20 protein-coding genes are annotated in these 21,708 nt (G+C 71.2%); 12 read left to right on the forward strand and 8 right to left on the reverse strand.

Annotation, left to right across the window (positions count from 1 at the left end; translation table 11 throughout):
* Positions 1 to 46 precede the first annotated feature (46 nt).
* A complete protein-coding gene (locus tag VSH64_RS05570; RefSeq protein ID WP_326834384.1) occupies positions 47 to 778 on the reverse strand; it encodes a FadR/GntR family transcriptional regulator in 732 nt (243 codons plus the stop codon).
* Between the two features lie 170 nt (positions 779 to 948).
* On the opposite strand from VSH64_RS05570, the gene VSH64_RS05575 reads away from it, so the two are divergent.
* From VSH64_RS05575 to VSH64_RS05605, 7 genes are read left to right on the forward strand one after another with little or no spacing between them, the layout of a single operon-like run.
* Positions 949 to 1,479, forward strand: a complete 531-nt coding sequence (locus tag VSH64_RS05575) for a MaoC family dehydratase (RefSeq protein WP_326837913.1) — start codon at positions 949 to 951, stop codon at positions 1,477 to 1,479.
* Complete coding sequence (locus tag VSH64_RS05580; protein ID WP_326834385.1) at positions 1,476 to 2,708, forward strand: CaiB/BaiF CoA transferase family protein; 1,233 nt, start codon at positions 1,476 to 1,478, stop codon at positions 2,706 to 2,708. Before VSH64_RS05575 ends, VSH64_RS05580 begins: the two co-directional genes overlap by 4 nt.
* Positions 2,693 to 3,859, forward strand: coding sequence for an acyl-CoA dehydrogenase family protein (locus VSH64_RS05585; protein WP_326834386.1), 1,167 nt, complete (start codon positions 2,693 to 2,695; stop codon positions 3,857 to 3,859). Before VSH64_RS05580 ends, VSH64_RS05585 begins: the two co-directional genes overlap by 16 nt.
* Positions 3,856 to 4,677, forward strand: a complete 822-nt coding sequence (locus tag VSH64_RS05590) for an HpcH/HpaI aldolase/citrate lyase family protein (RefSeq protein WP_326834387.1) — start codon at positions 3,856 to 3,858, stop codon at positions 4,675 to 4,677. The genes VSH64_RS05585 and VSH64_RS05590 overlap by 4 nt, the downstream gene beginning before the upstream one ends.
* 16 nt (positions 4,678 to 4,693) lie before the next feature.
* Positions 4,694 to 6,820, forward strand: coding sequence for a hydantoinase/oxoprolinase family protein (locus VSH64_RS05595; RefSeq protein ID WP_326834388.1), 2,127 nt, complete (start codon positions 4,694 to 4,696; stop codon positions 6,818 to 6,820).
* Positions 6,817 to 8,631 carry a hydantoinase B/oxoprolinase family protein gene (locus tag VSH64_RS05600; protein ID WP_326834389.1) on the forward strand — a complete coding sequence of 605 codons (1,815 nt, stop codon included), beginning with the start codon at positions 6,817 to 6,819 and terminating at the stop codon, positions 8,629 to 8,631. The genes VSH64_RS05595 and VSH64_RS05600 overlap by 4 nt, the downstream gene beginning before the upstream one ends.
* A complete protein-coding gene (locus VSH64_RS05605; RefSeq protein WP_326834390.1) occupies positions 8,628 to 9,818 on the forward strand; it encodes an amidase in 1,191 nt (396 codons plus the stop codon). The genes VSH64_RS05600 and VSH64_RS05605 overlap by 4 nt, the downstream gene beginning before the upstream one ends.
* A gap of 369 nt (positions 9,819 to 10,187) precedes the next feature.
* Here the strand turns inward: VSH64_RS05605 and VSH64_RS05610 are convergent, their stop codons facing one another.
* Entirely contained in the window at positions 10,188 to 10,460 is a 273-nt protein-coding gene (locus tag VSH64_RS05610; protein ID WP_326834391.1) for a hypothetical protein, read from the reverse strand.
* Positions 10,461 to 10,581: 121 nt separating this feature from the next.
* On the opposite strand from VSH64_RS05610, the gene VSH64_RS05615 reads away from it, so the two are divergent.
* Positions 10,582 to 10,971, forward strand: coding sequence for a hypothetical protein (locus VSH64_RS05615; RefSeq protein ID WP_326834392.1), 390 nt, complete (start codon positions 10,582 to 10,584; stop codon positions 10,969 to 10,971).
* Between the two features lie 53 nt (positions 10,972 to 11,024).
* Here VSH64_RS05615 and VSH64_RS05620 read toward each other — a convergent pair whose 3' ends face one another.
* From VSH64_RS05620 to VSH64_RS05630, 3 genes are all read right to left on the reverse strand, one after another.
* Positions 11,025 to 12,644, reverse strand: coding sequence for an ABC-F family ATP-binding cassette domain-containing protein (locus VSH64_RS05620; protein ID WP_326834393.1), 1,620 nt, complete (start codon positions 12,642 to 12,644; stop codon positions 11,025 to 11,027).
* A gap of 93 nt (positions 12,645 to 12,737) precedes the next feature.
* Entirely contained in the window at positions 12,738 to 14,255 is a 1,518-nt protein-coding gene (locus tag VSH64_RS05625) for a catalase (RefSeq protein ID WP_326834394.1), read from the reverse strand.
* A gap of 72 nt (positions 14,256 to 14,327) precedes the next feature.
* Positions 14,328 to 14,990, reverse strand: coding sequence for a FadR/GntR family transcriptional regulator (locus VSH64_RS05630; protein ID WP_326834395.1), 663 nt, complete (start codon positions 14,988 to 14,990; stop codon positions 14,328 to 14,330).
* Between the two features lie 137 nt (positions 14,991 to 15,127).
* Here VSH64_RS05630 and VSH64_RS05635 point away from each other — a divergent pair, with 137 nt between their 5' ends.
* The 3 genes from VSH64_RS05635 to VSH64_RS05645 are packed head-to-tail and all read left to right on the forward strand — an operon-like array spanning position 15,128 to position 18,053.
* Positions 15,128 to 16,006, forward strand: coding sequence for a fumarylacetoacetate hydrolase family protein (locus VSH64_RS05635; protein ID WP_326834396.1), 879 nt, complete (start codon positions 15,128 to 15,130; stop codon positions 16,004 to 16,006).
* Between the two features lie 19 nt (positions 16,007 to 16,025).
* Positions 16,026 to 16,787: an alpha/beta fold hydrolase gene (locus VSH64_RS05640; protein WP_326834397.1), complete on the forward strand. Its 762-nt coding sequence runs from the start codon at positions 16,026 to 16,028 to the stop codon at positions 16,785 to 16,787.
* 36 nt (positions 16,788 to 16,823) lie between these two features.
* The gene (locus tag VSH64_RS05645) at positions 16,824 to 18,053 is read left to right on the forward strand and encodes a metal-dependent hydrolase family protein (RefSeq protein WP_326834398.1); all 1,230 of its coding nucleotides are present in this window, start codon (positions 16,824 to 16,826) and stop codon (positions 18,051 to 18,053) included.
* Positions 18,054 to 18,287: 234 nt separating this feature from the next.
* Here VSH64_RS05645 and VSH64_RS05650 read toward each other — a convergent pair whose 3' ends face one another.
* Positions 18,288 to 19,322: a phenylacetaldoxime dehydratase family protein gene (locus VSH64_RS05650; RefSeq protein WP_326834399.1), complete on the reverse strand. Its 1,035-nt coding sequence runs from the start codon at positions 19,320 to 19,322 to the stop codon at positions 18,288 to 18,290.
* Between the two features lie 183 nt (positions 19,323 to 19,505).
* Positions 19,506 to 20,213, reverse strand: coding sequence for an SDR family oxidoreductase (locus VSH64_RS05655; protein WP_326834400.1), 708 nt, complete (start codon positions 20,211 to 20,213; stop codon positions 19,506 to 19,508).
* An 80-nt stretch (positions 20,214 to 20,293) separates the two neighbouring features.
* Between VSH64_RS05655 and VSH64_RS05660 the strand changes: the two genes are divergently transcribed.
* Positions 20,294 to 20,755: a winged helix-turn-helix transcriptional regulator gene (locus VSH64_RS05660; RefSeq protein WP_326834401.1), complete on the forward strand. Its 462-nt coding sequence runs from the start codon at positions 20,294 to 20,296 to the stop codon at positions 20,753 to 20,755.
* 4 nt (positions 20,756 to 20,759) lie between these two features.
* Here VSH64_RS05660 and VSH64_RS05665 read toward each other — a convergent pair whose 3' ends face one another.
* Positions 20,760 to 21,647, reverse strand: coding sequence for an SDR family oxidoreductase (locus VSH64_RS05665; RefSeq protein ID WP_326834402.1), 888 nt, complete (start codon positions 21,645 to 21,647; stop codon positions 20,760 to 20,762).
* Between the last annotated feature and the right edge of the window lie 61 nt (positions 21,648 to 21,708).

Here is a 21,708-nt window from a genome sequence, read left to right on the forward strand (position 1 = left end):
CAGTGTGCAGCCCCCGCCGCGAAGCCGCAAGGCATATGTCAGACGTTTAGTCTTCCATTTTCTCGTACAGGGGTCGGAGGCTGTGCAGGTGCTCGCGGGTGAGCCGCTCGGCCGCGTCCGCGTCGTGGTCGGCCACGGCGCGGTGGATGTCGACGTGGTCGGCGTCGACCTGGTCCCACACGTCACGCGGGATGCGGTCGCGGTGCAGGCGGCCGCGCAGCACGTCGTTGATGGGCCGGCACATGAGGTGCAGCAGCGGGTTGCCGGTGATGGCGACCAGCGTGGTGTGGAAGTCCCAGTGCACGACGAACCCGTTGGCCGGAGCCAGGGCCGACGTGCTCGTGGTCGCCTCCGTGAGCGCCGCCAGCCCCGCTTCGTCGGCGTGCGAAGCGGCCAGTCGCGCGGCCGAGGGCTCGAGGATCAGGCGCGCGTCGAGCAGGTTCTCCACGCTCATGCCCCGCGCGTTCACCAGCAGTCCCAGTGCGCCGCCGAGGTTCTCGGCCACGCTCAGCGCGTCCGGGCTCGACACGAACGTGCCGCCGGTCGCGCCGCGGGTGGTGTCCACCAGGTGCTGGCTGGCCAGCAGGCGCAGGGCCTCGCGCACGGTGCTGCGGCTCACGCCGAACAGCCGCGCGAGGTCGGCCTCGTTGGGCAGCCGGGTGCCGGCGGTCAGCTCGCCGGTGAGGATCTGGTCCTTGAGCTGGTCGGCCACCTGCCGGTAGGCGGCCTGCACCCGGCGAACCCGCAGGCCGGGCTCTGTGCCGGTGGTCTCGCTCATCGGTTTCCCCTCGGTCGCGAAAGCTTGCTCACCGAAGCGTAGGACATCGGGACCGGTGGCGGCACCGGCTGGGGGATTTAAATGTCTGAGGTATTGCCAACCGCAGGTCCGATGCGCATACTTCAGCGCAGATTCCCACCCGCCGACTCCCCGGAGGTGCCGTTTTGACGGTGCACGACGGCCGGCAAGGGCGCTACTACGAGGACTTCGCCGTGGGCGACGTCTACCGCCACCCGCTGGGTCGCACGATCAGCGAAGCGGACAACACGTGGTTCACCTTGCTCACCATGAACACCCATCCCGCGCACTTCGACGCGCACTACGCCGAGCGCACGCCGTTCGGCCGGATCCTCGTGAACTCGGGGCTCACCATCGCGATGCTGCTGGGCCAGAGCGTGTCCGACATCAGCCAGCGCGCGATCGCGAACCTCGAGATGACCCACGTCCGGCTCACGCACCCGGTGTTCATCGGCGACACGCTCTACGGCGAGTCGATCTGCACCGCCGTCCGCGAGTCGGCGTCCAAGCCGTACGCGGGGCTGGTGTCCGTGCACACCCGCGGCCTCAACGGCGACGGCGACGAATGCCTGTCGTTCGACCGCACGGTGCTGGTGTACAAGCGATCCGAGGCCGACACCATCGACTCGTTCCCCGCCGCGAAGTCGGGGCCGCTCACGCTCGACGGGGGTGGCCGCGCATGACCCGCCCCCTGCCGCTCGCCGACGTGCGGGTGCTCGCCGTGGAGCAGTACGGGGCCGGCCCGTTCGGCTCGGTGCACCTGGCCGACCTCGGTGCCGAGATCGTGAAGATCGAGGACCCCGGCACCGGCGGCGACGTCGGCCGCCACACACCGCCGTACGCCGAAGACGGCGATTCGCTCTTCTTCGAAGCCTTCAACCGCAACAAACGGTCCGTGGTCCTCGACCTCACCGACCCCGCCGGCCGCGAAGTCTTCGAAGAGCTCGTGAAGGTCAGCGACGCCGTGTACTCCAACCTGCGCGGTGACGTGCCGGCCAAGATGCGCATCCGCTACGAGGACCTCAAGCACCTCAACCCGGCCATCGTCTGCTGCTCGCTCTCGGGCTACGGCATGACCGGCCCGCGCAGCGCCCAGCCCGGCTACGACTACCTGTTGCAGGGCCTCGCCGGCTGGATGTCCGTGACCGGCGAGCCCGACGGACCGCCGACCAAGTCGGGACTGTCCATGGTGGACTACACCGGCGGCATCGTGGCCGCGCTCTCGATGGTCACGGCCGTGCACGCCGCGCGCCGCGACGGCGTCGGCACCGACTGCGACGTGAGCCTCTACGACACCGCGATCGGCATGCTCACCTACCTCGCCACCTGGCACCTCAACCGCGATTTCGAACCGAGCCGTACGCACCACTCCGCACACCCGAGCCTGGTGCCGTTCCAGAACTTCGCGACGGCCGACTCGTGGGTCGTCATCGGCTGCGCGAAGCAGAAGTTCTGGGCTCGCCTCGTGACCGCGATCGGCTCCCCGGCGTGGGCGGCCGACGACCGGTTCGCCACCCCGGCCGGCCGTTACGCGAACTCGGCGGAATGCCTGGGGCACCTGGAAAAGGAGCTCCTCACGCGCACCACGGCCGAGTGGCTGGCCGTGCTCGAACCCGCCGGGGTGCCGTGTGCGCCGATCAACACGATCCCGCAGGCGTTGGTGGAAGAACACACCGCGGCCCGGGGTCTCGTGGTGACCACCGAACATCCGAGGTTCGGATCCGTACACCAGGTTGCCTCGCCGGTGCGTGTCGGTGATCCCCGATCACAACACCACCGCGCGCCGTTGCTCGGCGAACACACCGCCGCGGTGCTGGGCGAGCTGCTCGGCACGTCCGAAGCGGATTACCAGGCGCTCGCGAGCCGCGGTGCCTTCGGCACGGACAGGAGTGCGCCGTGGATTTCACGCTGAGCCAGGACCAGGACCAGTTCCGCGCGATCCTGCGGGACTTCGTCGACACGGAGATCGTGCCGGTCGCGCGCGACTGGGAGCACGAAGGCCGCTACCCGGCGGAGATCGTCGCGAAGATGGCCGACCTCGGCCTGTTCGGGCTGCTGATCCCCGACCAGTACGGCGGCGGCGAGGCCGACTTCGTGTCGTTCACGCTGATGTTCGAGGAGATCTCGCGCGGCTGGATGGGGATCGCGGGCATCCTCGGCAGCCACTCGCTGGCCTGCTGGATGCTGGCCCACCACGGTACCGACGAGCAGAAGCAGCGCTACCTGCCCGAGCTCGCCACGGGCAAGCGGCGCACCGGCATCGCGCTCACCGAACCCGACGCCGGCACCGACCTGCAGGGCATCCGCACCACCGCGACCCGCGACGGCGAGCACTACGTGGTGAGCGGCACGAAGATGTGGATCACCAACGCCCGCCACGCCGATCCGTTGCCCGTGCTGGTGAAGACCGACCGCACGGCCACCCCGGCGCACAAGGGCATGAGCGTGCTGCTCGTGGACGCCGACTCACCGGGTTTCCAGGTCACGCGCGACATCCCGAAGCTCGGGTACAAGGGCACCGAATCGTGTGAGGTCGTGCTCGACGAGGTGCGCGTGCCGGCGGCGAACCTGCTCGGCGGTGTCGAGGGCCGCGGGTTGCAGCAGGTGCTCTCGGCGCTGGAGGTCGGCCGGCTCAACATCGCCGGCCGCAGCCTCGGCATCGCGCAGCGCGCCTACGACGAAGCACTCTCCTATTCGAGCCAGCGCAAGGCGTTCGGCAAGCCGATCGCCGAGTTCCAGGCCACGCAGATCCGCCTCGCCGAGATGGCGACGCAACTGCAGGCCGCGCGGCTGCTCACCTACTGGTCGGCGTCCTCTTTGGACCGCGGCGAGCGTTCGGACCTGCAGACGGGCATGGCGAAGCTGTTCGCCTCGGAAGTCGCCCTGCAGGCCGCGCAGGATTCCATGCGCGTGCACGGTGGCTACAGCTACTCGACGGAGTTCGAGATCGAACGCCTCTACCGCGACTCGATCCTCATGACGATCGGCGAGGGCACCAGCGACGTCATGCGTACCGTGATCGCGAAATCGCTCATCGCCGGCAAGGGCCGGGTCGGGTGGTGACCCGCTCATGGCTCTTCTGCCCCGGCGACCGCCCCGACCGCCTCCCGAAGGCGGCCGCGGTGGCCGACGTGGTGGTCGCCGACCTCGAAGACGCCGTGGCGCCGGCCGCCAAAGCCGAGGCCCGTGCGGCGGTCGCGCAGTGGCTGCGGTCCCGGCCGGACCTCGCGCCGCGGACGTGGGTGCGGGTCAACAACGACCGTGACCTCGGGGCCGACCTCGACGCCCTCGCCGGGCTCGGCACCGCCGGGGTCGTGCTCCCGAAGGCCGAGCTCACGAGCGTGGCGGAGGTGGCCGCTCGTACCGACGCCGCCGTGTTCGCGCTGGTGGAAACGGCGCGCGGCCTGCAGGAGCTGCCCGACCTCGCCCGCCATCCGGCCGTGACCCGGCTGGGCCTGGGGGAGTACGACCTCACCACCGAGCTCGGCGCCGACCCGCCGCGGCTCGGCGTGAACACGGGTCCGCTCGGCTGGGCCCGGGCGCAGGTCGTCGTGGCGGCCGCGGCGGCGGGCCTCGCCCCGCCACCCGCGGCCGTGAGCGCGGACCTCGACGACCCGGCCGGGTTCCGCGCCGACACCCTGGCGCTGCAGGGCGCCGGGTTCGGTGGCCGGCTCTGCATCCATCCCACGCAGGTCGCGCTCACGCACGACGTGCTCGTCCCCACCGAAGAAGAAGTCACGCACGCGCAGGACGTCCTGCGCGCCACCGAACACACCGGGGTGGCGGTGGTCGCGGGCCGGATGGTCGACGCGGCCGTGGTCCGCCGGGCCCGCCGCGTGCTGGCCCTGGCCGCCGCACCCCGAGAATCCCCGATCGGCTGATCAAGGAGGACCAGCAGTGAAACGCATCGGAGTCGACGTCGGTGGCACGTTCACCGACCTGATGTACTGGGACGAGGACGGTGCCGTCGCGGTGCACAAGGTCCCGTCCACCCCGCACGATCCCGCGGTGGCCACGATGGACGGGGTCCGCCAGCTGAGCGAGCGCCTCGGCATCGCGGTGTCGGACCTGGACCAGTTCCTCCACGGCACCACCGTGGCCACCAACATCGTGCTGGAGCACAACGGCGCGGACGTCGGCCTCATCACCACCGAGGGCTTCCGCGACATCCTGCACATCGCCCGCAAGAAGCGGCCGCTGAACTACTCGTCCTACCAGGACCTGCCGTGGCAGAAGTGGCAGCTGGTGCGCCGCCGCAACCGCCGTGTGGTGCCCGAGCGCGTCGACGCTTCCGGCGCGGTGCTCGTGCCGCTCGACGAAGACGCTGTGCGCGAACAGGTCCGGGTGCTGCGCGACAACGGGGTGCAGGCCATCGCCGTCTGTTTCCTGCACTCCTACCGCAACCCGGCTCACGAGCAGGCGGTGAAGCGGATCATCGAGCAGGAGTACCCCGAGGTGTTCGTCTCGCTCTCCAGCGAGGTCGCCCCGCAGTACCGCGAGTACGAGCGGTTCTCCACCACCGCGCTCAACGCGTTCGTCGGCCCCAAGGTGTCGCGGTACGTGGACAACCTGAGGAACACCACCCGTGCGGCCGGCGTGCGCGGCGAAGTCGGCCTGATGACCTCGGCCGGCGGCCTGATCACCGCGCGCGGCGCCGTGGACAACCCGGTGCTGCTGCTCACGAGCGGGGTCGTCGCCGGGCTGCTCGGCGGCTGTGCGATCGGCGAGGCCTCGGGCTACCCGAGCGTGATCACGCTCGACGTCGGCGGCACGTCGGCCGACATCGGCGTGGCGCCGGACGGCAAGCTGCGCATGAAACACCTGCTCGACACGCGTATCGGTGACTACCACGCGATGGTCCCGATGGCCGAGGTCGACACCATCGGCGCGGGCGGCGGCTCGATCGCGTTCATCGACGAGGGCGGCATGTTCCGCGTCGGCCCGCGCAGCGCCGGGGCCACGCCCGGGCCCGCGTGCTACGGCCGCGGCGGCACCGAGCCCACGAGCACCGACGCCATGGTCGCGCTCGGCTGGCTGCGCGCCGACAGCTTCCTGTCCGGCACCATGGAGGTCGAGCCGCAGCTGGCGGTGAAGGCGATCGACGAGCATGTCGCCGAGAAGCTCGGCACGTCGGTGAGCCACGCCGCCATCGGCATCTTCCAGATCGCCGCCCACGCGATGACCGAGGCGATCAGCCTGCACTCGGTGCGCAAGGGCTACGACCCGCGCGACTTCTCGCTCGTCGCCGAGGGCGGCGCGGGGCCGCTGTACGCGTGGCACATCGCCGAGCAGCTCGGCATCCCGCGCGTGATCGTGCCGCACCACCCCGGCATCGCTTCGGCGATGGGCCTGCTGGCCACCGACATCCGCAGCGAGACCCCGGCCACGGTCTGGACCTCCTCGGCCGACCCGGACCTGGCGCGCATCGCCGCGGAGTTCGACCGGCTCACCGCGCACGCGATCGCGCAGCTCGGTGCCGACGGCCTCGCGCCCGAGGACGTGGTGATCGAGCGCAGCCTCGACTGCCGCTACATCGGCCAGGGCTACGAGCTGCGCGTGCCCGCGCCGTCCGGCGAGATCGACGCCGACTGGGTCGCCCGCGCGGCCGCGGCGTTCCACGACGTGCACGAACGCACGTACCTGCAACGCTTCGACGACAAGCCGGTGCACCTGGTGAACGTGCGCGTGACGGCCGTCGGCAAGGTCGGCCACGTGCCGCTGGCCGACGTCGAAGCGGGCGGCACCGACCCGTCGGCGGCGGTGAAGACCACCACCGACGCGGTGTTCTGGACGGGTGCGGGGGAGGCGACGCCGTTCCCGACCAAGGTCTACGACCGTGCGCTGCTCAAGGCGGGCAACGTGCTCGACGGCCCCGCGATCGTCGAGCAGTTCGATTCCACCACCGTGATCGGCCCCGGTCAGCGCGCCACGATCGACCGCGTCGGCCACATCGTCATCGAGATCGAGACGGCCGCGGGAGACCGCGGCCCGGCCCTCGGAGCCCTTGAAGGAGACCAGCGGTGACCGCACTCGACCCCGCCGGCGTTTCGCTCGCCGGCGTCGCCCCCGGCGATTTCACGACCGTCGACGTCGACCCGATCACCCTGCGCGTGATCGGCGGCGCCCTCAACTCGATCGCCAAGGAAATGGCGCAGATCCTCTACCGCATGGCGTATTCGAGCCTCATCCGCGAATCGGAGGACCTCGGCGCCGGCATCTTCGACGCCAACGGGCGCGAGCTGTGCGAATCGGACTCCACGCCGATGCACTGCGGCTCGATCCCGGCCTACATCCGCGGCATCAACCGCAAGCTCGCCGGCACGTATCAGCCCGGCGACGTGGTGCTGCACAACCACCCGTACCACGGCGCGGCGCACTCGCCGGACTACGGCATCATGATCCCGATCTTCTTCGGCGGCAAGCACATCGGCTTCGCCGGCTGCACCGGGCACGTGTCCGACATCGGCGGCAACTTCCCCGGCCTGTGCATGGACGTGGTCGACGTGTGGGCCGAGGGCAAGCTGATGGACGCCGTGAAGATCTACGACGGCGGCGTGCGCAACACGGCCCTGATCCAGCACATCCTCGACAACGTGCGCACCCCCGAGCAGAACGCGGGTGACCTCGAAGCGCTCATCGCGTGCGCGCGGCTGGGGGAGCGGCGGTTCGTCGAGCTGCTGGAGCGCTACGGCCTCGACGTGGTGATGTCGGCCGCCGACAAGTGGATGGACTACTCCGAGGACATGCTGCGCCGCCGGATCAGCGAGATCCCGGACGGCAGCTACGAAGCGCCGCTGTCCTATTTGGACGACGACGGCAAGAACCGCGACATCCCGCTGAAGGTCGCGGTGACGGTGAAGGTCGAGGGCAGCGAGATCGTGGTCGACCTCACCGGCTCGAACGAGCAGGTGCCGACGGCGTTCAACGTGCCGTTCGAGGGCTCGGTGCTGCCGACCGTCGCCTCGGCCGTGCGCACGCTGCTGCTCGACGAGGCGCTCACCGAGGAGTTCGTGCCGCAGAACGACGGCTGCTTCCGCCCGGCCAAGGCGTACGCGCCGGAGGGCACGCTGTTCAACCCGGACTTCCCGGCGTCGTGCTTCGCGCGGTTCTCGCAGATCAACCGCATCTTCGACTCGATCAACCTGGCGCTGGCCGACGTGCTGCCGGACCGCGCGGTCGCCGGTTCCTCGGCCGCGCTGTGCGCGATCGCCTACTCGGGCCTGGCGGCCGACGGGCAATCGTACTGGGTCTACATCGAGATCAACGAGGGTTCCTACGGCGCGCGCAACGGCAAGGACGGCCTCGACTGCGTCGACGCACTGATGGCCAACACACGCAACAACCCGATCGAAGAGCTCGAGCTCAACCACGCGATGATCGCCGAGCGTTACGAGCTGCGCGACGAACCGCCCGCGCCCGGCCGCTACCGCGGCGGGATCGGCAGCATCCGCAAGTGGAAGATGCTCACGGACACGTTCATCGGCTCGGAGGCCGACAACCGCACCGATCCGCCGCGGGGTCTCGCGGGTGGCCACGACGGCGTCGCGGGGTCGTTCGTGCGCAACGCGCGCACCGAGCGGGAGGAACTGCTGTACTCGAAGGTGACGCAGGAGAAGTGCGCCGCGGGCGACACGCTGGAGATCAAGCTGCCCTCCGGCGGCGGTTATGGTGACCCGTACGAGCGGGAAGCGGCGGCCGTGCGCGAGGACGTGCTCGACGACTACCTGTCGGCCGCCGACGCCCGCGCGCACTACGGCGTGGTGCTCGACGCGCGCACCCTCGCGCTGGACGAGGAGGCGACGGCCCGCGTGCGCGGCGCGCGGACAGGAGGGTGACGGTGGAGGACCGGCTGCGGGCCCTGATCACCGTGCTGGAGCCCGCCGGCGTCGGCAGCACCGGAGGCACAGCGGTGCGGCCGACCGCGACGGTGAAGGACAACATCGACGTCGCGGGTGTGGCGACCACGGCCGGCTCGGCGTCGTTCGCCACCGGGCCGGCCGAGGCGGACGCCGACGTCGTGCGCCTGTTGCGAATGGCCGGGTTCGCCTTGGTGGGCAAGACCAACCTGGCCGAGTTCGCGATGGGCGCGACGGGCCGCAACGCCGCGTTCGGCGACTGCCTCAACGCGTGGGACCCGGCGCGCATCGCCGGTGGGTCCAGCAGCGGTTCGGCGGTCGCCGTCGCGGCGGGGCTCTCCGACGTGTCGCTGGGCACGGACACCGGCGGTTCGGGCCGGATTCCGGCGTCGGTCAACGGGATCGTCGGGATCCGGCCCACGCTCGGCCGGGTGTCCACCGCGGGAGTGCTGCCGGTGAGCCCTTCGTTCGACACGGTCACGCCGATGGCGCGGGACGTGCGGGCGGCGGCGGGCGTGCTGGCCGCGCTCGACCCGGCCTTCGAGGCGCACCGGTCGGGGGAGCTGCCGCGGATCGGGGTGGCGGGCGGGTTTTTCGCCGCAGCTGTCGAGCCTGGTGTGGCCGAGGTGGTGCGGGCGGCCGTCGCGCTGTTCCGCGGGCTCGGGGCGCCGGTGGTGCCGGTCGAGGTGCCCTCGGCCGCCGAAGCGCAGGCCCGGATGCTCGACGTGATGTACCCGGAGGCCGCGGCCGTGCACGCGGTCCGGTTGCGCACCGCGCCGGAGCGCATCGACCCGGACGTGCGGCGGCGGCTGCGGCTCGGCCTCGCCGTGCCGCCCGAGCGGACGGCGGCGGCGCGGGAGTGGCTCACCGGGTTCCGCGCGCGGGTGGATGCCCTGTTCACCGAGGTCGACGTGGTCCTGACCCCGACGATCCCGGTGGACGTGCCGCTGCGCGAGGGCGTGGACCTGGCGGCCTCGACGCGGGAGATCGCGCGGTTCACCTACGCCTGGTCGGCCTACGGCGGGCCGGCGCTGAGCGTGCCGGGCGGGCGGCACCCGGCGTCCGGGATGCCGGTGGGCGTGCAGCTGAGCGCGGCACCGGGCCGCGAGGACGTGCTGGTGCGGGCGGCCGAAGCGTTCGAACGGGCGCGGGGTCCGCTGCGGTGATCCGGTGTCCACTGTGGCCGGTGGTGGATTTTTCGCGGACCCGATGTTTACGGCCCGGCCGGGGCGTCAACCCGGTTCCCATGGCCTCGGCGGCAGGGCCCGGTTGCCGAGCCCCAGGTCTCGCCGGTTGAGTAGGACAGCCGGCGGGACCGCGCCCCCGGCGTTGCCGGCCGCCCCGCTGTGGACGGCGCGGTTTTGGTCGGCACGGCTTCTGCTGACACAGCGCCGGGCGAGGGCATACGGGGTGGGGTTTCCTGCTGTACGGAGAACTCTCCGGCCACGGTGGCGGAGAGTTCTCCGAATCAGCGGACGCGGCTTCGGCCGAGTGCCTGGGGGCTTGAGTTCGGGAGCTCGACGGCTCGCGTCGGCTCAGCGCACACGCGAGCGCTTCTTGCGCCGCCGGCGTGCGGCCAGCACGGCCAGCAGCCGCACCACGCCACGCCGCCGCGCGACGAACACCACCTTCTCGGCCGGCGCCTTCGCGGGCGCTGTCCCGAGTGGTTTGTCCACATTCTGGAACTGCTCGAGGCCTGCCCGGAAGACCTCGGGGTCGCCGCCCGCGTCGGGGTGGTGGGTGCGGACGAACTGCCGGTACGCGGCCTTTTCGGCCGTCGACCAGGTGCTTCTCGGTTTGTCGGGCACGCCTCACCTCCCTCGGGTCGTTCCAGCATATGGCCGCCGGTCCACTCGGACGGTTGAGCGGGGGAGGCTCTGGGTACCTGCACTGCGCTCGATGATCGCCCGACAGGGGAGGGGCCCCACCATGACGGAGGACTCGCGGCCACCCGGCGCCGCCACGGCCGTGTTCAACGGCCCGGACACCGCGGAAGCCGCCAGAGTCACCCTGCGGGCGATGCTGGCCCACGCCCCGGCCCCCATCGTGGGCGACGCGGTGCAGCTCATGGACGAGCTCGTCGTGGACGCCACCCGCGACGGCGCGACCTTCCGCGCGATGCGCCTCGGCCTGGTCGCCCACCCGCCGCGCCTGCGCATCGACGTCGAACGCGACGAACCCGAGGAGCCCACGGCCACCGCGATGTCCCCGGAACGCGCCGAGGGCCGCTTCCTCCTGGAGGAGCTCGCGTCGACCTGGTGGTCGCACACCCTCGGCTCGATCTCGGTCACGCGCGCCGAGCTCGCGCTGCCGCACTGATCCGGTAGCTGAGCCGGCACCGATCTGGCCTGGTCAGTGCCGGTTCGTGCTGCTCAGCGCGCGCGTTCGACCCGGCGTTCGTCCCACACCGGCTCCGGCGTTTCGCGCACCACGCCGTCGGAGCCGAAGACCAGGTAGCGGTCGAAGGAGCGCGCGAACCAGCGGTCGTGCGTGACCGCGAGGACCGTGCCCTCGTAGGCCTCCAGGCCGGCCTGCAGCGCTTCGGCGGATTCGAGGTCCAGGTTGTCCGTGGGCTCGTCCAGGAGCAGGGCGGTGGCGCCGCCGAGCTCGAGCAGCAGGATCTGGAACCGGGCCTGCTGGCCGCCCGAGAGGCGGTCGAACGGCTGGTCGCCCTGGCGTTCGAGCTCGTAGCGCCGCAGCACGGACATGGCGCCGCCGCGGTCCTTGGCGTGCGTGGTCCAGAGGATGTCGACCAGCGTGCGGCCGGCCAGCTCCGGGTGGGCGTGCGTCTGGGCGAAGTGGCCCGGCACCACGCGCGCGCCGGTTTTCCAGAGGCCGGTGTGCGCGACTTCGCCGCCGGCGAGCAGGCGCAGGAAGTGCGACTTGCCGGAGCCGTTGGAGCCGAGCACGGCCACGCGCTCGCCGAAGAAGATCTCCAGCGAGAACGGTTTCATCAGCCCCGTGAGCTCCAGCTCCTCGCACGTCACGGCGCGCAGACCCGTCCGTCCACCGCGCAGTCGCATGCGGATGTCCTGGCGCCGCGGCGGTTCCGGCGGCGGGCCGGCCTCTTCGAACTTGCGCAGCCGGGTTTTCGCGGCTTTGTAGCGCGAGGCCATCTCGTCGCTGCGCGAGGCGTACTGCTGCATGTCGAGCACGAGCTTCTTCAGCTGCGCGTGCTTCTCGGCCCAGCGCCGCTGCAGTTCCTCGTAGCGGGCGAAGCGGTCGTCGCGCGCCTCGTGGTAGGTGGCGAAGCCGCCGCCGTGCACCCAGGCGTCGCTGCCGGCCGGGCCGGGCTCGACGCTCACGATCTTCTCCGCGGCCCGCGCGAGCAGCTCGCGGTCGTGCGACACGAACAGCACCGTCTTGCGCGTCTCCGCGAGCCGGGCCTCGAGCCAGCGCTTGCCGGGCACGTCGAGGTAGTTGTCCGGCTCGTCGAGCAGCAGCACCTCGTCCGGGCCGCGCAGCAGCGCCTCGAGCACGAGCCGCTTCTGCTCACCGCCGCTCAGGGTGCGCACGAGCCGCCACTGCGCCTTCTCGTACGGCACGCCGAGCGCGGCCACGGTGCACACGTCCCAGGTCGTCTCCGACTCGTAGCCGCGCACCTCCGCCCAGTCGCTCAGCGCCTGCGCGTACTTCATCTGCGCGGCCTCGTCGTCCACGGTGAGCAGCCGCTCCTCGGCCGCGTCCACGGCCGCCGCGGCGGTGCGGATCCGCTCGGGCGACACCGAGACGAGCAGGTCACGCACCGTGCGCTCGTCGCGGACCGACCCCACGAACTGGCCCATCACCCCCAGCCCGCCCGACACGGTCACCGTGCCGCCGTGGGCCTTCAGCTCACCGGAGAGCAGCCGCAGCAGCGTCGTCTTCCCGGCGCCGTTGGGCCCGACCAGCGCGACGACGGCGCCGTCGGCGACGCGGAACGACACGTCGCCCAGCAGTGGTCGGCCGTCGGGCAGCGAATAGTCGAGGTGCGCGACCTCCAGGTGACCCATGAGCGCGCAGTCTACCGACCGGCCCCGCGGTCGCCGCCCGATTATCCGGCGACCGCGGGGCCGGCGGTGGTCAACTGTCCTCAGTGGACCGGATCACGCCTTCCGCTGCATCTCGCTGCGCGCCGGATTGCCCTGCTCCGCGGCCTTCGGGTCCTTCTCGCCGGCCTTGGCGCGCACCCCGGACTCGACCCGGTCGCCGAGGTCCTTGTCCACGTTGTGCCAGTAGTCGAACGCCCGCTGGAGCACGGGTTCGCCCACCCCGTTGAGCAGGTGCCCGACGATGTTCGTGACCAGCCGCTCGCGCGCCGCGTCGTCGAGGACCTCGCGCACCATCGTGCCCGCCTGGCCCCAGTCGTCGTCCTCGGTGTGGTCGACGTAGGCCGAGCGGGTGATCTCGCCGTCGGCGTGCCAGCCGGCCGGGGTGCCGTAGTTCTCGACGTCCGCCTGCGGCCCGCCCTTCGAGTTCGGGGCGTACACCGGGTCGGACACGTTGGTGTAGCGCATCGCGCCGTCCTTGGTGTAGCTGTGCACCGGCGACTTCGACGCGTTCACCGGCAGCTGCTTGTAGTTCGAGCCGATGCGGTGGCGGTGCGCGTCGGCGTAGGCGAACATGCGGCCCAGCAGCATCCGGTCCGGGCTCGGCCCGATGCCGGGCACCATGTTGTTGGGCTCGAACGCGGCCTGCTCGATCTCCGCGTGGTGGTCGGTGGGGTTGCGGTCCAGCGTCATGCGCCCGACCTCGATCAGTGGGTAGTCGCCGTGCGGCCACACCTTCGTGAGGTCGAACGGGTTGAACCGGTAGCCCTCCGCGTCGCCGTAGGGCATCACCTGCACATGCAGCGTCCAGCTCGGGTGCTCGCCGCGCGCGATCGCCTCGAACAGGTCGCGCGTGTGGTAGTCGGTGTCGGCCGAGGCCATCTGGTCGGCCTCGTCCTGGGTGAAGAACTCCACGCCCTGGTCGGTTTTGAAGTGGTATTTCACCCAGAACCGTTCATTTTGCGCGTTCACCCACAGGTACGTGTGCGAGCTGTACCCGTTCATGTGCCGCCAGGTGCGCGGGATGCCCCGGTCGCCCATCAGCCAGGTGACCTGGTGCGCCGACTCGGGGGAGAGGGTCCAGAAGTCCCACTGCATGTCGTGGTCGCGCAGGTTGTTGTCCGCGCGGCGCTTCTGCGACCGGATGAAGTGCTGGAACTTCAACGGGTCCTTCACGAAGAACACCGGCGTGTTGTTGCCGACCAGGTCGTACACGCCCTCGGTCGTGTAGAACTTCAGCGCGAACCCGCGCGGATCGCGCCACGTGTCGGGGCTGCCCCGCTCGCCGGCCACCGTGGAGAACCGGGCCACCATCTCGGTTTTCGCGCCCGGCTGGAACACCGCGGCCTTCGTGTACCGGCTCACGTCCGCCGTGACCTCGAACCGGCCGAACGCGCCGCTGCCCTTGGCGTGCGGCTGGCGTTCCGGCACGCGTTCGCGGTTGAACTGCGCCATCTGCTCGATGAGGTAGTGGTCCTGCAGCAGGATCGGACCGCCCGGCCCCACGGTGAGCGAATGCTCGTCGCTTTCCACCGGAATACCGGCGTCGGTGGTCGTCCGTTCCGTCCGCGTCATTTCGCCATCTCCTCGTGGTGGGATTCGAACACGAGGCGGATACCCGACGAACAACGGTTCACACGTCGTGCTTCAGTCGCGCCCCAAGAGGGTGTCGGCCACGTGCTGGAGATGCCGGCGCATGTGGTCGCCGGCGCTCACGGGATCCCGGTCACGCAGCGCTTCGACGATCAGCGTGTGTTCGTCGTGGTAACACGAGCGCACCTCGGGCGTGGACGTGCGGCGCTTGAGGCTGCCCCACACCGGCAGCGAGCGCGCCGTGTTCATCACGTCGAACATGTTCATCAGCAGCCCGTTGTGCGCCGCGGCGGCGATCGCGCGGTGCAGCCCGGCGTCCGCGCGCTCGAACCCCTCGAAGTCGGCCGCCGACCCGCCGGCCGCGAGCGCCGCGGTGATCCGGTCGAGGTCGGCCTGCGTGGCCACCCGCGCGGCCAGCGTCGCGACCTGCGGTTCGAGCAGCTGGCGCACCTGCATGATCTCGGCCGGGCTGGTGTCGGCCGGGGCGGGCTCCACGCGCTGCGCCGCGATGTCGGTGAGGAACGTGCCGCGCCCGACGTGGCGGATCACGAGCCCGTCGCGTTCCAGCGTGTCCAGCGCGCGGCGCACGGCACTGCGCGGCGCGGAAAGCCGCGCCACGAGATCGCGCTCGGTGGGCAGCTTCGCGCCGGGGCCGAGGCTGCCGTCGGCCGCGCCCTCGTCGAGCAGCGCGCGCAGGGCGTGTTCCACCGTGGTCATGGGCGCACTCTACCGGACGACTTGAGACCAATCGAGACCAATGCACTCGACCGGGACCAGCGTATCGACAACCGATTACGAAGCGCGTACGGTCGACCACGTCCGTATTGGTTCACATTGGTTCAGATTGGTCTCGCATGCAGCTGGTGACCTTCTCCACCGGAGCCGCCGACCGCGTCGGGGTCCTGACCGGTGCCCACGAGGTCCTCGACGTCACCGATCTCGTGCCGGGCGGAACGCTGCTGGGCGCCGTCGAACGCTGGGGCGAGGTCGGGACCATCCTCACCGACCAGGCCGCGGACCGCACGCCGGTATCCCTCGCCGACGTGCGGCTCCGCGCGCCGTTCCCCGCGCCGCGTCGCAACGTCTTCTGCGTCGGCAAGAACTACCGCGAGCACGTGGCCGAGTTCGGGCGCAGCGGCTACGACAGCCCGGACCGCTCGGAGGACCTGCCCACCCGGCCGATCCTGTTCACCAAGGCCACCACGGCCGTGATCGGTCCCGGCGACGCCATCGACCCGCACACCGGCCTCACCGCCGAGCTCGACTACGAGGGTGAGCTCGCGGTGATCATCGGCCGCGGCGGGCGTGGCATCACCCGCGAAGCCGCGCTGGCGCACGTGTGGGGCTACACGATGATCAACGATGTCACGGCCCGCGACCTGCAGCGCGACCACAAGCAGTGGCTGCTCGGCAAGTCGCTCGACACGCACTGCCCGATGGGCCCCTACGCCGTGACCGCCGACGAGGTCCCCGACGTGACCGCGCTGGAGCTCGAAACCACCGTGAACGGCGAACGCCGCCAGCACGCCCGGCTCGACGACCTCATCTTCGACATCCCCGAGCTGATCGCCACGCTGTCGGCCGGCATCACGCTGCTGCCGGGCGACGTGATCGCCACCGGCACGCCCGCCGGTGTCGGCATCGGCTTCGACCCGCCGCGGTTCCTGGCGAGCGGCGACGTCGTGGAGATCACCGTGACGGGCCTCGGCACGCTGCGCAACCGCGTGGCCTGACGTCCGGAAAGGAACGCGTATGAAGATCAACGGAACCGAACTCGCCGTGGAGGTCGAGGGCACCGGCCCCGCCGTGCTGCTCGTGCACGGCCTCGGCGGCACCGGCAACTTCTACCAGGTGCAGGCCGACGCACTGGCCTCGAGCCACCAGGTGATCCGCGTCGACTCCGCCGGCGCCGGGCGCTCCGGGCTGCGCGAGGGCATCTCCGTGGCCTCGCACGCCGACGACCTCGCCGCCGTGCTCGACGAGCTCGGGGTGGCCGCCGCGGCCGTGGTCGGGCACTCCATGGGCACGCTCGTCGTGCGCGACTTCGCGGCCCGCTACCGCGACCGGGTGTCGGCGCTGGCGCTGCTCGGCGCCGTCGCGGAGCCGCCGGAGGCCGGACGGAAGGCGCAGCACGATCGCGCGGCCGTGCTGCGCGCGCAAGGGACCGCGGCCGTGGCGCCGGGTGTGGTCGCCAACGCGCTGTCCGAGGCCACCCGCCGCGACAAGCCCGAGGTGGCCGCGTTCGTGCGGGAACTGGTGATGCGCCAGGACGCCGAGGGTTACGCGCGCAACTGCGAAGCCCTCGCCGGGGCGACCGATCCGGGTCCGGTGGACCCGGCGTTGCCCCTGCTGTTGGTCACCGGCGCCGACGACAAGGTCGGCCCGCCGGCCGTGAGTGAAGCGCTTTCCGTCGCCCACGGCGGTGCCACCGTGGAGGTGCTTCCCGGCGTCGGTCACTGGACCGCGCTCGAAGCCGCCGCCGAAGTCTCCGCACTGCTGCTGAAGTTCCTGTAACCACCCGCCGCGCCTCAACGCCGAGGAGGAACCACCGTGCCGCTCACCGCCGACAAGACCGTGTTCCGCAATGTGTCCATCCTGGACTCCACGGGTGCCCTGCCCTACCGGGGCGATGTGCTCGTGGACCACGACCGCATCACCGCCGTCGGCACCGTGGAGCCGGCCGCCGCCGAAGGCGCCCGCGTGGTGCAGGGCCGCGGCCGCACGCTGATGTCCGGGCTGTGCGACGCCCACACCCACTTCACCTGGAACAACAGCGCCGACCTCGACGGCCTCGCCGCGCTGCCGGTGGAGGAGCACCTGCTGTTCGCGGTGGAGTCGGCGAAGTCCTATGTGGACTCCGGCTACACCATGTGCCTCGGCGCGGCCTCGGCCAAGGACCGGCTCGACGTGGTGTGCCGCGACGCGATCAACGCCGGGCGCATCCCCGGCCCGCGCTACCTCGCCAACGGCCCCGAGATCGCCGTGACGGGCGGCGAGCTCGTGAAGGGCATCACCTGGTTCGCCGACGGCCCCGACGAGATGCGCAAGGCCGTGCGGCGCCTCGTGGAGATCGGCGTGGACCAGATCAAACTGTCGATGACCGGCGAGGAGATCACCGGCACGCAGCGCGCCGAGGACACCTACATGTCCGACGAAGAGGTCGCGATGGCCGTGACCGAGGCGCACCGGCGCGGCAAGCGCGTGTGCGCCCACGCCCGCAGCGCGGAGAGCGTGAAGATGTGCGTGCGCCATGGCGTCGACATCGTCTACCACGCCAGTTTCACCGACGAAGAAGGCATGGACCTGCTGGAGCAGGCCAAGGACTGGATCTTCGTGGCACCCGGCGTCAACTGGCTCATCGCGACCCTGTACGAAGCCGCCGACTTCGGCTTCCCACAGGAGGCGGCCGAAGCCGTGGGCTACAAGCGGGAACTCGAAAAGGCCACGGCCGCGATGATCGAAATGCACCGCCGCGGCATCCGCGTGCTGCCCGGCGGCGACTACGGCTTCGCCTGGACCCCGCACGGCACCTACGCGCGCGACCTGCAGCACTTCGTCGAACGGTTCGGCTTCACGCCCATGGAGGCGATCCTCGCCGCCACCGCGCAGGGCGGCGAGATCATGCTCCGCCCGCACGAACTCGGCAAAGTCCAGCCCGGCTACCTCGCCGACCTGCTGCTCGTGGACGGCGACCCGCTCGCCGACATCACGGTGCTGCAGGACAAGGAAAAGCTGCACGGAATCATGAAGGACGGGCGGTTCCACAAGGACCCGGCCTGACCGGTTCCGCCGGATGAGCGGCCTGGCCGGCGGTGCGCCGCTTGCCGACGACCGGCGCTGTGACAACCACTACCCGACAACGCCGGTGCCTGGCGGCGCCGCTTCTTGGTGACTGTGCCTGACAAAACCACCGCCCGACAACCGCGCACCTTCACACCAGCGCCCTCCGACGCCAGCGCTGCCTCACCACTAACCGGCCCGCGGTGCGCCACCCCGTGACGCACCGCGGATCCGTCAGCGCATGACCGCCCGGAGCAACCCCGTGCGGTCGTGGCACCCGAGGTAGCGGAACTCCTGCTCGTCCGCGTCGGTCACCGTCACCTCGTGGTAGAGCCGCAGCCGCGCCGCCGGGCCCATCGTGGACAGGTACTTCATGGCGGCCCGGAAGATCGCGACGTGCGTGGGGTGCGACTCGGCCCACGCCTCCAGGTCCGCGAGGCTGTGCCACCAGCTCATGCCGAAGCTCTTGTCCGTCTCGGCGCCGGTTTCGTCGGTGAGGCGCACGTACCGGTTGGCGTAGCAGCCGATGCCGAGCCCGTCGTCGCGCAGGAAGTCCATGCCGGCGCGCAGTACGGGCTCCACGTCGCCGAGGTACATCCCGCGTTCGTCGCCGTCGGTTTCGGTCCACTCCTGCCCGGAGCGGATCAGGCACAGGTTCCCCTGCGGCGACACGGTGACCACGCCGGTCTCCGGGTCGGTCTCGGCGATCGGCGCGCCGGTGGGCTCGAGGCGGTCGGTCTGCCCGAGCGGCAGCCGGTCGCGCGCGCCGCCCCAGTAGCCGTGTTCGTGAATCTCGCCGCTCAGCTCCGAGGCCGCCACCGAGACGCCTTCGGTGCGGTCGCTGGAGAACAGCGTCTCGAACCGGCGCGTGGTCGGGCGCACCACCTCGCTGAAGAATCCGGCGTCGGCCGAGCGGTGGTGCGGCCCGGTCCAGGCCGCGCGGGCCTTGCGCCAGCGGTCGTACTCGGCCGGGTCCGTCCAGTAGAGGATGGTGAGCACGGTCGTGAACCCGGCTTCGTCCACGTAGCGGGCCCGGTCGCGGTGCTCGGGCGCGTGCTCGCCGGCGGCGTCGAGCTCCGCGAGCGCGGCCGTCGCGACGGGCGGTGGCTCCGGCGTGCGGTACTGCACCCCGAGGTAGGCCATCACCACCTGCTCGACGGCCGGGTCGAAGCGCGCGGAGAACGACGGGTAGGGCGGGTGGAAGCTGTCCGGCTTGCGGCGCGGGTGCACGCGCTCGACGTGCAGGTGCTCGGCGATCGAGGATTCCACGGCGTCACCCCGCCGTTTCTTGCTGGGTCATGGTGGCCTCCCGGGAACGTGCTGTCTCCGGCCGAACCTAGGCACGGAGGCCACCTGTGACTTGCCGCACAGCGCACCGGGAATTGCCGCACAACGCACGGTCGGCACCGCGGGCCCGGCTGCCCAAGGTCCACAGTGGACCCAGTGCCGGACCTACACCGTCGCGGTCAGCTCCGGGTACAGCACCTCCAACGGCCCCGACAGGTTCGCCTTGATGTCCCGCGACGTCTGGTCCGCGAGCACTTCCAGGGCGCCGGCTTCCAGCCCGTCGTAGATCGCCGCCACGATGTCGCGCGGGTCTTCCTTCTCGACGCTCAGCGCCTGGGTCATCGGCGTGTCGGTGTATCCGAGGTGCGCGCCGAGCACGTGGGTGTTCTGGCCGGCGAGGTCGAGCCGCAGCGAGTTGGTGATCTGCCACAGCGCGGCCTTGCTCGACGAGTACGCACCCGACTTCGCGAGCCAGCTCAGCGCCGAGTGGATGTCGACCAGCGCTCCGCCGCCGTTCGCCGCCAGCACCGGTGCGAACGCCTGCGCGACGGCGAGCGCGCCGAACACGTTGGTCTCGTACACCGCGCGCACCTCGGCGAGCGGTGCGGTGAGCAGAGGGCTGCGCGCACTGATGCCGGCGTTGTTCACCACCACGGTGGTGTCGGCGGCAGCCGCGGCCGCCGCGGCGACCGAAGCCTCGTCGGTCACGTCGAGCGCGAGCGGCACCACGCGCTCGTCCTGCCACTCGCGCGGGGAGCGCGCCGTGGCGTACACGCGCCGGGCCCCGCGTTCGAGGGCCTGGTTCACGAATTCGATGCCCAGCCCACCGTTGGCCCCGGTGACCAGGACAACCGCGTTCCGCAGTTCCGTCATGACTCCTCCAGCACTCGTACTTGGAAATTCCAAGTTAGCAAGCTGACTCCGATTTGCCAAGTGTGACGTACGATGGGGTCATGAAGGCCATGGCGATCCCGACCAACAGCCGCTGCTCGATCGCGCGCAGCCTGGAGGTGCTGGGGCAGAAGTGGAGCCTGCTGATCGTGCGCGAGGCGTTCCGCGGGCGCACCCGGTTCGCCGAGTTCCAGAAGATCGGCGTGCCCACGGATCTGCTCGCGTCCCGGCTCGAAGCCCTGGTGGAGGCCGGGATCCTCGCGCGACGGCCGTACCAGGAGCCGGGGCAGCGGGCGCGGGTCGAATACGTGCTCACCCCGGTCGGCGAGGACCTGCTGCCGGTGCTGGCCGCGCTCTCGGAGTGGGGTGACGAGTACCTGCCGACCGGCCACGGCCCGGCGACGGTCTACGTCGACACCACCGACGACCGGCCCGTGCGCCTGGCCTTCGTCGATGAAGAAGGCCGCGTCGTCGACCCGGACAAGGTCGTCTACCGCCGCGGGCCGGGGGCGCTGGAGGACTGAGCCCTCAGGCGTTCGCGCGGTCGGCGAGCACGTCGTCGGCGTCGGTGCCGAATGCCAGCTCGCGCTGCGCGGCGAGGGCTTCGAGGCGCTGCTGCCACGCGTTGGCGATGGTTTCGTAGGCCGCGGCGCCGAACACGAGCCGACGCGGCGCGGGTGTGGTGTCCGCGGAGGCGACGATCGCGCGGGCGATCTTCACCGGATCGCCGGCCACGGCGTGGCGCAGAGTGGTCTCGTCCATCCCGCCGGCGAGCGCGCCGCGCACCTGGCCGAGCACGCCGTCGGCATAGGCGGCCAGCGGCTCGGCCTGGGTGATGTTGGCGTTGAACGCGGTGCGCGTGCCGCCCGGGGCGATGAGCGTGACCTCGATGCCGAACGCCGCCAGCTCCACCGCAGCCGATTCGAAGAACCCTTCGACGCCGAACTTCGAGGCGTTGTACACGCTCATGCCGGGGTCGGGCACGTGGCCGCCCGAGCTGGACATCTGGATGATCCGGCCGCCGCCCTGCGTGCGCAGCCACGGCGTGACCGCGCGGGTGAGGTGGATCGGCCCGAGCAGGTTCACCGCGAGCTGGCGCCGCAGCAGCTCGTCGGACAGCTCCTCGGCGGCGCCGAGCGCGCCGAAGCCGGCGCTGGAGAACACGACGTCGATCCGGCCGAGCTCGCTGAAGGCCTGGTCGACGACGGCGCGCACGGTCGCGGGCTCGGTCACGTCGAGCGCGGCGGTCCAGAGGCGATCGCCGTGCTGCGCCGAGAGTTCCTTCAACGCCGCGCTCAGCGTGTGGCTGGTGGCGGCGACGCGCTGGCCGGCGGCCAGCAGCTGGGTGGTGACCTCGAGGCCGAAGCCGGAACCGGCGCCGGTGACGAACCAGGTCCGCGGGGGTTGAGTGGGCACGGCGAGTCCTCTCTCTGTCGGTGCTCGCCAATGTAGTCGCTGACAACAATCTAGTCAACGA

Origin of the sequence: Amycolatopsis rhabdoformis, from assembly GCF_035918295.1 — a bacterium.
Lineage (GTDB): Bacteria > Actinomycetota > Actinomycetes > Mycobacteriales > Pseudonocardiaceae > Amycolatopsis > Amycolatopsis rhabdoformis.